Origin of the sequence: Cupriavidus sp. HMR-1 (assembly GCF_000319775.1) — a bacterium.
In the GTDB taxonomy this organism is placed as follows: Bacteria; Pseudomonadota; Gammaproteobacteria; order Burkholderiales; family Burkholderiaceae; genus Cupriavidus; species Cupriavidus metallidurans.
The window spans coordinates 1-12,984 of sequence record NZ_ANKP01000104.1; the positions used below are offsets into that span (position 1 = coordinate 1).

Here is a 12,984-nt window from a genome sequence, read left to right on the forward strand (position 1 = left end):
GGGCTCGCGCGGCCATGGCGGCCTCGAGCTGGGCGCGCAGTTCCGCGTCATCCTGGCGTGCCACTGTCGCCCCGGCGGCCAGCACATCGCCTTCGTGCACGGGCAACTCAACCACGCGGCCGCCGTACTTGACGGCCACGTCGACGCGCGCCATTTCCAGGCGACCGTTCGCGTGGGCAATATCGGCCGGCCACCGCTCGCCCCGGCCGTACCCCCACCACAGGGCCGCAGCGCCGAGCAGCACTATGAGCAAGGCCAGCAGGCCCCAGCGGAGTTTGTTCTTCATTTACTACTCGTTGAGTCGTTGCAGGTACCCCGGGCCTGGCGGGCACGATGGCGCAGCGAGGCGCCGCAGTACCCAGGGGGGCGATGAAGCGCATCATGCTACATCCGTTGATGCGCTGCACAAGCCCCGTTTGCGGGGGGAAGCTCCTGCAGGAACGACTTCCTTGATCGTTCGCAAGGCCGCCGTAGAAGGATCCTTCGGTTTTTCCGCACAGGACCGGGCACCGGCGGGGAACCCAAATGGCGGCACAAGCCTGCCCCCTGTTGTGCCGGCGGTTAGCGCCCACCGCCCAAGGTCTTAGGGCGGTAGGCGGATCCTTGAGCGTCTGCTCTGGGCGACAACAGTCGATGGCCACTCCTGGCCGAACCCGGTCCAACGGGAGTCGGCCAGGCAATTTTCCGTTGCCCAATCCACATAAGGCAGTAGTCGACCCTTCTCGCCCAAAATGGCCGAGAGCCTGCGCAACAATCGGATTTCCTTTCTCGACACGGCAGGCAACGTATTCCTGGACCGTCCCGAGGCCTTGCTCTGCGTGATCGGGAGGCGTTTGACGGAAGCCCGGACGGTCTTGCGTCGCCGAACGGCGATCCCAAGTTGGGTCAGACGCAAGCAATCAGGTATCGTCGGGCGCAGGAAAAAGGCTCAGTAGCAGCCAATTACGCTCCGCGCAGATCACTCACCTTACCACTGTGTCAATGTCAAGGGGCCGCGGCCAGGCAGCAGCGGCGGTGCCTGCGAGGAATCCTCAGAATCCTCAGCTTTTCGCGCACGTCTCCAGCGACGTTGTTCCCGCGAGCTATCGCAATCGATTGGTAAGCGGCTGCGGGTCCGGAGGAGGACCAACAAGTGCAGCGATGATGGGGCAAGGGGAGGCCTGCCCCGTCTCCTCGCACCGCACGAGCATGTCACGCAGAGCATCTCGCATGCGCTCAAGATCCCCGACCTTTTCGTCAATCTGTTCAAGGCGCCGCCGCGTCACGGTCTGAATGGCCCGGCGATTCCGTCCGTCCTCCAGGTCCAAGAGCGATCCCACCTCGTCCAACGAGAAGCCCAGGCTCTGTGCACGCTTAATAAAGCCGATCCGCTGAACCATTGAAGCGGGGTAATGCCGAAAGCTGCCGGCAGTCTTCGGGATCGGCAAGAGCCCGCGCCCCTGATAATAGCGAATCGTCTCTACACCGACGCCAGCGACTTTCGCCAGCCTGCCGACAGTCATCCAATCGCCCGGACCTTCGTTCATCGAGGAATCTACCGTTTTCTTCATGACCATGGCAGGATAACGCAGTACTGCGTAGTTGACCCCTGCCTTCATTTGATCGAGATCAATATCTCGCAACTTGCCTGCGCATAGCATTACTGCCATTGGGTATATGGGCCGCACATGCGCAGACTTCTCAACCCCCGCAATTCCCGCAGGATTCGCGCCATCGCGTGGATGGTGCTGGGGGTATGGTTGTTTGCGCTTGCGACCGGGATGGCAAATGCCTGCCTGCTGGAGTCCCCGCAGCAGCACCATCATGCTGCTGGACATGGGCACGACCAAGGTCACGCGCATGGGGCGCATGAGGGCGCCCATGGGCAGCATGAAGAGGGGAGCCATGACCCGTCGAAGGCCCCTTGCCTGAAACTCTGCGACGAGGTCAACCAGTCTGCAATTCAGAAGACGCCGACCTTCGCATTCGACCTTGTTGGGCTTCCGTCCCCTTCTTATACCGCCCAGGAATTGACCTCGGCCCTGGCTTCGCAAGCCATCCCATCGAGAAGCCACCAGCGGGCTCCTCCACAGCCGCCAGCCTGGCTGCTGTTTGCACGTCTCGCGCTATAACGCCTCCTTCTAGGAGCAGCTGTGCCGGTCACACCCGGCACGCGCAACCTTGACTCTGTACCCGGCTACGGAGTTTTAATATGGGATTTGTCTGCTGGCAACGACATATGGTTCGCCCCCCCACGACAAATACCTACGGCTAAAGGAGCAAGTAATGGCATTCGTGCGTTGCATCGCGGTCGTCTTCGGCGCCGCCCTTGTCACCTTGTCTGCGTTCGCGCAAGACGACCATCAAGCCCATCATCCTGCGGGTTCGAGCGCACCTACGGCCGCGGCGCCGCTGGTGCCGAGCGTCGAGGGCATGGACGCTCAAATGAAGTCGATGCAGGCAATGCACGAAAGGATGGTGGCGGCGAAGACCCCCGAGGAGCGCAAAGCGCTGATGGCCGAGCACATGCCGGCGATGCGGGACGGCATGGCGATGATGAGCGCTATGAAGGAAGGCACAGAGTCGGCGCCGCCCTCCGAGAGGCAGCGAATGCTCGAAATGCGCATGGACATGTGCCAATCCATGATGCAGCTGATGATGGACCGGCTGCCCGAGTCGGTGAAGTGAGGAGGACGCCATGACAGCATCTCACCGCATCGGCCCCTCCAGTCCGACGTTTTCACGCTCGCGATGGTTCCTGGGCTTTCTGGCTTTCTCGGGCGCAAGCATCTACATGCTGTTCACGGAACACGGGGCCCACTACCTGGCTGCTCTGCCGCCGGTCCTTCTCGCAACATGCGTCGTTGCCCATGTGCTGATGCATCGTCATGCTGCAGCAAGCGATCTTTGCAAGCCGGCTAAAACGACACATGGAGATCGCACATGAATCACGATGCGCCCGCCTATGGGCTATGGCTGCTCGTTCTCATGAACTCGGCGGTCTTCATTATGTTCGCCTTCAGTTTCTTCAAGCCGCAGACCTCGCGTGATTGGCGAACTTTCGGGACATTTGCAGCGTTCATCGTCGCGCTGTTCGTCGAGATGTATGGCTTTCCGTTGACGCTGTACCTGCTCTCCGGCTGGCTTCAGACGCGATATCCGAGTTTGGACCTGCTTGCTCACAACAGCGGCCATCTCTGGTCGACGCTGCTGGGCGAGAAGGGCGACCCGCACTTCAGCCCGCTACATATTGCGAGCTACGTCTTCATCGGCGGCGGCTTCTGGCTCCTGTCGAGCGCCTGGAATGTGCTATACAGCGCACAAAAACGCGGACAGCTAGCGGTGAGCGGACCCTATGCCAGGATTCGACACCCGCAGTACGTGGCCTTCGTGGCCATCCTTCTTGGCTTCCTGCTGCAGTGGCCGACGCTACTGACGCTGCTGATGTTCCCCTTCCTCGTCGTGATGTATTCGCGGCTGGCGATCAACGAGGAAGCCGACATGCGCAAGCAGTTCGGTGCCGAGTTCGATGCCTACGCCGCGCGAACACCGCGCTTCTTGCCATCCCTCTCGAGTCCGCGCCAGCGAGGCTGATATGAAGGCGATTCGCCGCCCTCAACCCGCCTACACACCGTCCTAGCTGCAGCGTACGGTCCTTGCGATGGTGCCCCCGTGCCGCTCGCATGCGGACCTGATGATAGTGCCCCATCGGGTGCCGGAGCACTATCGAGCAATGCCGCCTGCAACGAGAAGGCCTAACGGAGAACCCCATGACAAAGAACAAGAAGGGCGCGAGAGGCGCGAAAAGCAAGGCTCACGTGAACGCCGGCGATATTGCACACGGCTCGCCGCGAGACGAGCCAGCCGCACGCTCGATCGGCCACGAGGACTATGAGGCGCTGCTGCACATGCTGCAGATAGAACTCGTGAAGCTGCAGCGTCATTTCATCAAGTGCAGCGACCGAATCCTCATCCTCCTGGAGGGAAGAGACGGCGCGGGAAAGGACGGCAGCATCAAGCGGCTTGTCGAACATCTGAGTCCTCGGGAAACCCGGGTCGTCGCGCTCGGCAAACCCTCCGACCGGGACCGCACCGGTTGGTACTTCCAGCGCTACGTGCCGCACCTGCCGGTTGGCGAAGAACTCGTTGTGTTCAACCGCAGTTGGTACAACCGCGCCGGCGTGGAGCCGGTAATGGGTTTCTGCACGGCCGAGCAGCATGAGGAGTTCATGAACTCCGTGCCCAAGTTCGAGGAGATGCTGGTCAATTCCGGCATCAAGCTGCTGAAGTATTACCTCGACATCGGCAAGAAGGAGCAGAGCCGCCGGCTCGATGAACGCCGCCGCGACCCGCTCAAGCAGTGGAAGTCAAGCCCGGTGGATGCCGTAGCACTGAAGCACTGGGATGACTACACGCGGGCGCGCGACGAGATGTTCATGCGCACGCACACCGCCGCAGCTCCCTGGTCTGTCGTGCTCGCCGACAACAAGCGGTTGGCCAGGCTCAACCTGATCAAGGACATCCTCTTCCGGCTTCACTACGCCGGTAAGAAGAACAAGCTCATCGCTCCCGATCGGGAGATCGTCTTCGAGTTCTCAGAGGAATGCCTGGACTCGGGCCGACTCGCACGTTGACAACACGAACACAGCGAACAGGAAGAACCATCCATGAAATCAATCAACGTCGAGGTCGGAGGGCTCGTTTCGAGCCTGAGCGCGGAGGGAGTACGCCGCAAGCTGCTGCAACTTCCAGGCGTTCATCATACCGATGTCAACTATGTCGCGGGGAGTGCAACGGTACATTTCGACGATGGGCAGCTCAGCGTCGAGGACCTGCGTGACCGGATCGCCGAGTGTGGGTATCACTGCGGCGGCGAACTGACACCGAAGCATGTGTGCGAGCCCGCCACGGGCAGTACGGCGGGCCGCAGCCATGACGGGCACGCCCATCATGCCGTGTCTGCGAAGCAGAAGGATCACGCGGGGCATGAGGGGCATCTGGGGCACGCCCCTGCAGCCGGAGCGACTGCGAAGACGGCCGCCTCGCCGACCTCCCATGCCGGGCACCAGGGTCACGCAGGCGACCCCGCCATGGCCGATATGATGCACGACATGGGGCACGGGTCGGGGTCGATGCAGGACATGGCCCGTGATATGCGCAATCGGTTCTTCGTGTCGCTGATCTTCTCGGTCCCGGTGTTCTTCTATTCGCCGATGGGGAAGATGTTCGGCGACTTCCAGACGCCGTTCGGGCTGAACAATAAGCTTTTCCTTTTCATCTTCGCGAGCGCGGCGATCATCTATCCGGGTTGGACATTCCTCATCGCCGCTTGGCGGGCCTTGCGCAACGGTGTTGCCAACATGGCCACACTGGTCGTGCTGTCGGTGGGCGTCGGATACCTGTTCAGCGTCGGCGCGACCTTCTTCTACGAAAGCGAGGTGTTCTACGAGGCGGCGGCGGTTCTGCTGGTCTTCATCCTCCTGGGCCACTGGTTGGAGATGCGCGCCCGCGCGGGCGCTTCCGACGCGATTCGGGCACTGATGGACCTCGCGCCGCCGATGGCCACCGTCGTGCGCAATGGCGTCGAGACCAAGGTGCCGACCGCCGAGGTCGTGGCCGGTGAACTGGTGGTGATCAAGCCTGGAGACAAAATCCCGGTCGACGGCGAGATCGTCGAAGGGGCTTCGCAGGTCGACGAGTCGATGCTGACGGGCGAGTCGATGCCGGTCAAGAAGGTGGTGGGTAGCACCGTCGTGGGCGCCAGCATTAACAAGAGCGGGAGTTTTCGCTATAAGGCCACGAAAGTCGGTGCGGACACGGCATTGGCCCAGATCGTCAAGCTGGTCCAAGAAGCCCAGAACTCGAAGGCCCCCGGCCAACTGCTGGCCGACCAGGCGTCGCAGTGGCTGGTGCTGGCAGCGATCGTGATTGGCCTGTTGACCTTCAGCGTCTGGTACTGGGCAATGGGCCAGACGCTGCTGTTCGCACTCACGTTGACCATCACTGTCTTCGTGATCGCATGTCCCGATGCGCTGGGCCTGGCCACGCCGATGGCGATCATGGTCGGGACCGGCCTGGGGGCGATGAACGGCATTCTCTTCAAGAATGCGGCCGCGCTGGAGAACGCCACTAAGCTGACAGTGGTGGTGTTCGACAAGACCGGCACTTTGACGCTTGGACAGCCGGAGGTCGTCGAGATCGTCGCCGCGCCCGGTGTCGATGAAACCAGGCTTTTGACGACGGCTGCCGCCGTGGAGAAGTTCTCCGAGCACCCCCTTGCACTCGCAGTGCTGAAACGTGCTGGCGACATGCAGACCGAAGTCACGGAGAACTTCACCAACATCGATGGGCAAGGCGCACGGGCCACCATCGGGGGCGAGACGGTGCTGCTCGGCAACCGGTTGCTAATGCAGTCGGAGCAGGTGGACCTGGCCGCCCTTTCCAGCGAGGCAACGCGGCTGCAAGGCGGCGGGCGCACCGTGGTCCATGTCGCGCGCGGCGGCCGGCTGATCGGCATCATCGCGATCGCAGACGCCGTTCGACCGACCTCGCGGGAGACGATCTCCAAGCTACAGGCGCGGGGCGTGAAGGTCGCGATGCTGACAGGCGACAACCAGGCGACCGCCGAGCGCATCGGCAAGGAATTGGGCATCGACATCGTCCTTGCGGACGTGCTGCCTGGGCAGAAGGCCTCCAAGATCAAGGAACTGCAACAGCAGGGCCACAAGGTGGGCATGGTCGGCGACGGCATCAACGATGCTCCGGCGCTGACGCAGGCCGACGTGGGCTTTGCGATCGGCGCCGGAACGGATGTCGCGATGGAAAGCGCCCAGGTGGTTTTGATGAAGAGCGACCCCTACGACGTCGTAGGGGCCATCGAACTCTCCCGCGCGACGCTGCGCAAGATGCACCAGAACCTCTGGTGGGCCGTGGGCTACAATGTGATCGCCTTCCCGCTTGCGGCTGGGGTGCTTTACCCCTTCACGCTGTCGCCCGAGGTCGCCGCGTTGTCGATGTCCGGCAGCTCCGCGATCGTCGCCATCAATGCGTTGATGCTCAAGCGAACGCGCCTGCCGGGGATCAAGCGCGTCACGTCTCACGCGAACGTGCAAGCGGTCGCGTGAGCCTGTGCCGCGAGCCACGATGGTCGAGACCCACCCGATGCAATCGCCGCCGCCCGAAGCCGCGCCGGCCCCTCAGCGCGACCTGGGAGTCGTGCAGTTGGGCTGGCTGGCGGCGGCCGTGTTCGTCGTCTCGGCCGGGTATGGCGCGTTGATGCCCTTGATTCCCGACTGGCTGCGCCCTCTGATGGGCGACGCCGATCCAGCAGTGCTCGCGCGTCATGTCGGCTACCTCAGTGGCATCTACACGGCCGGAATCCTCGTCGGGGCGCCACTGTGGGGCGTGCTGGCGGATAGGCTGGGACGCGCCCGCGTGCTGCTGGTCGGGCTGATCGGCTATGTGGCGAGCCTGCTTCCGCTGCTGCGCCCAGAATCTGTGGGCGTGGTCGGCATCTATGCGCTGCGCGGCGCCACGGGCTTCTTTGTCGCCGCCGTCGTGCCGGTGGTGCCGGCGCTCGTCGCGCAGTACACGCCGCAGGCGATACGCGCCAAGCGCTTCGCATGGTTGGGCGCGATGTCGCTGTTCGGCTTCCTGTTCGGGCCCGGCCTGAACGCCGCCGCCGATCGCCTTGTCGGCCTGGGTTTCTTCACCGCCCTCGTACAAGGGTCAGCGACCAGCCTCGTGATCGGACTCTCGGCGGTGCTGGGCGTGTTGATGATGCTGGGTCTGGCTGCCACGCTACCTGCACCGTCGCCCCTTCAAGATGGGGACGAAGGCGATGACGACAGTGCGTCCAAGCGCCGGTCCATCACGCTCTGGCTGCTCAACGGCGTGGTCATGTTCGTGCTTGCCGGCTTTGAACTCGGCATCGTGCTGCAGGGCCAGCGTCATCCCGATCTCTCGTCGCGCGAGGTGTCGTTGATGTTCGCCGAATGCAGCCTGGTGATGTTGGGCGTCAACGCGGTTCTGTTCTTCACCGGCCTGCTCGAGCGCGCTGATCCCCGCCGCGTGTTGGCTGCCGGCATGGTCCTGGGCATCGCGGGACTCGCGATGCTGGCCCGCCATGGCAGCGAGACCTGGATGTACGTCGGCGTGAGTCTCACGGCCGCGGGCACTGGCATCGTGCTGCCCACCATTGCCTACCTCGCCGCGGGTTCCACACGTCGGCGGCTCGGGACTGCGATGGGTGGCCTCGCCGCCGCAGCAGGCTTCGGGCAGACGCTGGGATCGGCCGTCGCTGGCTGGCTGTTCGGAACCGTCATGCAGAACAGCTTCGCATGGCTGTCCGTCCCGTTGGCGGTCGCCCTCGCCTTTTTACTGATTCCGCGGCAGTGGTGGCCAGCGAACCCAGCCCTGCTGACAGCTCCACCTTGTTCCACTTCATCCAGTTCCACGGAGACCAAACCATGAGACTTTTCCTGACGGCCTTGCTCGCAGCGCTTGCCCTGTCTCTGAGCGGATGCGGCTACAACGACTTCCAGCGGCGGGACGAACAGACCAAGTCTGCCTGGTCCGAGGTCCTGAACCAGTACCAGCGGCGCGCCGACCTGATCCCGAACATCGTCGCGACGGTAAAGGGAGAGACCAACTTCGAGCAAGAGACGCTGACCCGGGTCGTCAAAGCGCGCGCCAAGGCTACCTCGATCCAGGCCACCCCGGAACTCGTCGACAACCCCGAAGCGTTCCAGAAGTTCCAGGCAGCGCAGGGTGAGCTGTCCGGCGCGCTGAGCAGGCTGCTGGTGGTGAGCGAGAACTACCCGCAGCTTAAAGCCAACCAGGCCTTCCAGGACCTGCGCGCCCAGCTCGAAGGCACCGAGAACCGCATCACCGTGGCACGCGGGCGCTATGTGAAGGCGGTGCAGGACTATAACGTCCTGACGCGCAGCTTCCCGACCAACATCACGGCCAGGGTATTTAGCTACGACGTCAAGCCGAACTTCTCCGTCGCCGACGAGAAGGCGATGGCCACGCCGCCACAGGTCGATTTCGGCGCCGCGGCACCGGCGTCGCGCCCCTGACATGAGCGCGACGAGAACAGCGGCGCCGTACCCGGCCGCCCACCCCGCCCACCTGCGGCTGGCCCGCATCCTGGCCTGGCTGTTGCTGAGCCTGTTCCTGACGGTCGCGTTCGCGCAGGAACTGGTCGCTGTTCCGCCGCTGCAGGCGCGTGTCACCGACCTCACGGGGACGCTCGCCGCCGGTCGGGTCGCCGCGCTGGATGCGCAGCTTCGTGCCTTCGAGGAACGCGAGAACGTACAGATCGCGGTGCTGATGGTCCGCTCGACGCGGCCCGAACCGGTCGAGCAGTACGCCATGCGGGTGGTCGAACAGTGGAAGCTCGGCCGCCGCAAGGTGGACGATGGGGCACTGCTGCTGGTCATCAAGGACGATCGCGCCGTGCGCATCGAAGTCGGTTACGGCATCGAGGGTGCGCTGAGCGACGTGGTGGCGCGGCGCATCATCGACGAAGTGATCACGCCGCGCTTTCGTCAGGGCGATTTCGACGGTGGGATCGCGGCAGGTGTCGAACAGATCATGCGCATCGTCGACGGCGAGGCCCTGCCTGCGGCGGACCCGAGGCGGCAAAGCCGGACCAACGACATTGGCCAGGCCTGGCCTTTCCTATTCATCGTGGCCCTGATGCTGGGCGGATTACTGCGCAACGCCCTCGGCCGTGTCCCTGGCGCCGTGGTCACGGCAGGCGTGCTGGGTGCCGCGGCGTGGCTGGTGGTGGGCACCCTCGCAGTGGCCACAATGGCGGGACTGGCTGGATTCTTTGTCACGCTGCTGGGCATCGGCATGGGCGGCCACGGCGGCATGCACGGGCACCATCGGGGTGGTGGATGGCCTGGCGCTGGATTCGGCGGCGGCGGATTCCGCGGCGGTGGCGGCGGCTTTGGTGGCGGTGGCGCTTCGGGACGGTGGTGAGATGAACATTCAACGACTTCTTAGCCACCTCGCCACCACGGACCGTGCGGTACGCCGCGCCTTCCCGACGCGCGCTCTGAACACGATCGAGCAGGCTATCCGAACGGGCGAATCCCAGCACGGCGGCCAGTTGCGCTTCGTGGTTGAGGGCGCGCTGGACGGATCGCCGCTGTGGCGAGGCCAATCGGCGCGCGAGCGAGCGCTGGACCTGTTCGCTCGCATGGGCGTATGGGACACGGCGCACAACAGCGGGGTGCTGATCTACGTGCTGCTGGCCGACCGGGCGGTGGAGATCGTGGCCGATCGCGGCATCCATGCCTGTTGCGGTGCCGACATGTGGTCGGGCGTGTGTCAGCGCATGGAAGCCCAGTTTGCGCAGGGACGCTTCGAGGCCGGCGCCATGGAAGGCATCGCCGCCGTCAGCCACCTGTTGATGCAGCACTTTCCGCGGGACGCGGGCCACGGCAACGAGTTGCCTGATCGGCCGGTCCTTCTTTAGAACGACAACATCCTTGGATACCTTCCATGCAACTTCAGTTTCTGGGTGCCACGGGCACCGTGACCGGTTCGAAATACCTCCTGCGCCATGGCGATGCGACCATCTTGGTGGACTGCGGCCTGTTCCAAGGCTTCAAGCAGCTGCGGCTGCGCAATTGGGAGCCGCTGCCGGTGGCGCCCAAGTCGATCGACGCAGTCGTGCTCACCCATGCCCACATCGACCACAGCGGCTACCTGCCGCTGCTGGCGCGGCAGGGTTTTCGCGGGCGGGTCTATTGCACGTCCGCGACGCATGAGCTGTGCAAGATCCTGCTGACCGACAGTGGCCATTTGCAGGAAGAAGAGGCGAAGTTCGCCAACCGCCACGGCTTCTCCAAGCACAAGCCCGCACTGCCGCTGTACACGCGGGAGGATGCCGAGCGCTGCTTGAAGCTTTTCGCTCCACGTCCGTTCGCCGAGGCCTTCGAGGCCCTGCCCGGACTCACCGCCCGGCTGGAGCCTTCGGGGCACATGCTGGGCTCCGCCTTCGTGCACCTCAGCGACGGGCAGCGGTCGGTGCTCTTCTCCGGCGACATCGGCCGCCCGAATGACCCGGTGCTGCGCCCGCCGGTGCAGGTCCCGGGCGCGGACTACCTGCTGGTGGAGTCCACCTACGGCAACCGCAAGCATGAAGAGACTGACGCGCTGGAAAAACTGGAGACCGTGATCAATCAGACCGCCGCCCGCAGCGGCGTCGTGGTCATCCCCGCGTTTGCGGTCGGCCGCGCCCAGAGCCTGATGTATGGCATCTACCAGCTCAAGAAGCAGGGCCGCATCCAGCACCTGCCGGTATACCTGGACAGCCCGATGGCCATCGATGCCACGCGGCTGTACCACACCCACCGTGATGAGCATCGCCTCTCGCCCGAGGAGTGCGAGGGCATGTGCCACGCCGCGAGAATCGTCAACAAGGTCGAGGAGTCCAAGGCGCTCAGTGCCAGCCGCGGGCCGATGGTGATCATTTCCGCCAGCGGCATGGCCACGGGTGGCCGCGTGGTTCACCACCTGAAGTCGTTCGCGCCCGATCGGCGCAACACGATCCTGTTCGCCGGCTACCAGGCGGGTGGAACCCGCGGAGCGGCGATCCTGCACGGTGCGTCCACCGTTCGCATCCATGGCGAAGACGTGCCGATCCGCGCCGAGGTGGCCTCAATCGACAACCTCTCCGCCCACGCCGATGCCGACGAGATCATCGCGTGGCTGCGCGGCTTCACGCAGACGCCGCGCCGCACGTTCGTGACGCACGGCGAGCCCGAGGCGGCCGATGCGCTGCGCTCGCGTATTGACCATGAACTCGGCTGGGCGGTCTCGGTGCCCGACTACCTGCAGACCGTGGAGCTTGCATGACAGCGCAACTGCACGAAGCTGGCCGCGCAAAGGAGGCCGGGGACACGCTACAGGCGTGGCGCACGGGCATCGACACCTACCAGGAGCCGGTGGTCTACATGCGGCGTGATTGTCCGATCTGTCGATCTGAAGGTTTCACGACCCAGGCACGAGTGCAACTGACGGCCGGCCGCCGAAGCATCGTGGCGACGCTCAGTGTCGTCGACGGTGAGTGGCTGGCCGAGAACGTCGCCGGTCTGTCCGAGTCGGCGTGGGCATCGCTGGGTGCGGAGCCGGGCCAGCCGGTCGCGGTCACCCATGCGCCACCGCTGGATTCGCTCAGCCATGTCCGGGCCAAGGTCTATGGCAACTCCCTCAGCGACACCGAGTTCGGCGCGATCATCTCTGACGTCGCGGCGGGCTGCTACTCGGACCTGCACCTCGCTACGTTCATCACCGCCTGCGCCGGCGATCGCCTGGACTTGGCGGAGACGGTCTCGCTCACAAAAGCCATGATCGCTGTCGGCGACCGCATCGATTGGGGCCGTCCGCTGGTGGTGGACAAGCACTGCGTTGGCGGCCTGCCTGGAAATCGCACGACCCTGCTCGTGGTGCCCATCGTGGCCGCCTGCGGCCTCACGATGCCCAAGACCTCCTCGCGCGCCATCACTTCACCGGCCGGGACAGCCGACACGATGGAGGTGCTGGCGCCCGTCAACCTGGATGTGCCGAGCATGCGGCGCGTGGTCGAGCGCACGGGCGGCTGCATCGTGTGGGGCGGCTCGGTGCGGCTCAGCCCCGCCGACGACATCCTCATCCGCGTCGAGCGGCCGCTCGATCTCGACAGCGAAGGGCAGCTCGTGGCCTCGGTCCTGTCCAAGAAGGCCGCTGCCGGCTCGACCCATGTGCTGATCGACCTGCCGGTGGGCGCGACCGCGAAAGTGCGCAGCACACACGCCGCGGCGTCGCTCGGCCGGCGCCTGCAGGAGGTGGGTAGCGCCATCGGGCTGCAGGTGTCGTTGCGCATCACCGACGGCGAGCAGCCGGTCGGCCGCGGGATCGGCCCCGCACTGGAAGCACGCGACGTGCTGGCCGTCCTGCAGGGGACACCTGAGGCCCCGGCCGATCTGAGGGAGCGCGCGCTGCGGCTGG

12 protein-coding genes and 1 pseudogene are annotated in these 12,984 nt (G+C 64.6%); 11 read left to right on the forward strand and 2 right to left on the reverse strand.

The annotated features are described in order from the left end of the window. Together D769_RS14810 and D769_RS32690 are read right to left on the reverse strand one after the other, a co-directional pair. Positions 1-286: pseudogene (locus D769_RS14810) on the reverse strand (HlyD family secretion protein); the annotation flags it as partial. 796 nt (positions 287-1,082) lie between these two features. Beyond that, positions 1,083-1,886, reverse strand: a complete 804-nt coding sequence (locus D769_RS32690; protein WP_008646309.1) for a MerR family DNA-binding protein — start codon at positions 1,884-1,886, stop codon at positions 1,083-1,085. Between the two features lie 379 nt (positions 1,887-2,265). Between D769_RS32690 and D769_RS14820 the strand changes: the two genes are divergently transcribed. The 11 genes from D769_RS14820 to D769_RS14865 all read left to right on the forward strand — a co-directional run. Next, complete coding sequence (locus tag D769_RS14820; RefSeq protein ID WP_008646311.1) at positions 2,266-2,667, forward strand: hypothetical protein; 402 nt, start codon at positions 2,266-2,268, stop codon at positions 2,665-2,667. A gap of 10 nt (positions 2,668-2,677) precedes the next feature. Continuing rightward, complete coding sequence (locus D769_RS31085; RefSeq protein ID WP_008646314.1) at positions 2,678-2,926, forward strand: DUF2933 domain-containing protein; 249 nt, start codon at positions 2,678-2,680, stop codon at positions 2,924-2,926. Then, positions 2,923-3,573 carry an isoprenylcysteine carboxylmethyltransferase family protein gene (locus D769_RS14825; protein ID WP_008646317.1) on the forward strand — a complete coding sequence of 217 codons (651 nt, stop codon included), beginning with the start codon at positions 2,923-2,925 and terminating at the stop codon, positions 3,571-3,573. Before D769_RS31085 ends, D769_RS14825 begins: the two co-directional genes overlap by 4 nt. A gap of 176 nt (positions 3,574-3,749) precedes the next feature. After that, on the forward strand, positions 3,750-4,613 hold the full coding sequence (ppk2, locus tag D769_RS14830; RefSeq protein ID WP_008646319.1) for a polyphosphate kinase 2: 864 nt from the start codon (positions 3,750-3,752) through the stop codon (positions 4,611-4,613). A gap of 33 nt (positions 4,614-4,646) precedes the next feature. Then, positions 4,647-7,103: a heavy metal translocating P-type ATPase gene (locus D769_RS14835; RefSeq protein WP_029309012.1), complete on the forward strand. Its 2,457-nt coding sequence runs from the start codon at positions 4,647-4,649 to the stop codon at positions 7,101-7,103. Between the two features lie 37 nt (positions 7,104-7,140). Beyond that, positions 7,141-8,451, forward strand: a complete 1,311-nt coding sequence (locus tag D769_RS14840; protein WP_008646322.1) for an MFS transporter — start codon at positions 7,141-7,143, stop codon at positions 8,449-8,451. After that, positions 8,448-9,059 carry a LemA family protein gene (locus D769_RS14845; RefSeq protein ID WP_008646323.1) on the forward strand — a complete coding sequence of 204 codons (612 nt, stop codon included), beginning with the start codon at positions 8,448-8,450 and terminating at the stop codon, positions 9,057-9,059. The genes D769_RS14840 and D769_RS14845 overlap by 4 nt, the downstream gene beginning before the upstream one ends. Before the next feature lies 1 nt (position 9,060). After that, on the forward strand, positions 9,061-9,969 hold the full coding sequence (locus D769_RS14850) for a TPM domain-containing protein (RefSeq protein WP_008646324.1): 909 nt from the start codon (positions 9,061-9,063) through the stop codon (positions 9,967-9,969). 1 nt (position 9,970) lies between these two features. Continuing rightward, complete coding sequence (locus D769_RS14855; RefSeq protein ID WP_029309011.1) at positions 9,971-10,468, forward strand: TPM domain-containing protein; 498 nt, start codon at positions 9,971-9,973, stop codon at positions 10,466-10,468. Between the two features lie 26 nt (positions 10,469-10,494). Then, positions 10,495-11,853, forward strand: coding sequence for an MBL fold metallo-hydrolase (locus D769_RS14860; protein WP_008646326.1), 1,359 nt, complete (start codon positions 10,495-10,497; stop codon positions 11,851-11,853). Next, positions 11,850-12,984 (forward strand): thymidine phosphorylase family protein (locus D769_RS14865; protein WP_008646327.1); only part of this gene is annotated, 1,135 nt, incomplete at its 3' end. The genes D769_RS14860 and D769_RS14865, both read left to right, overlap by 4 nt.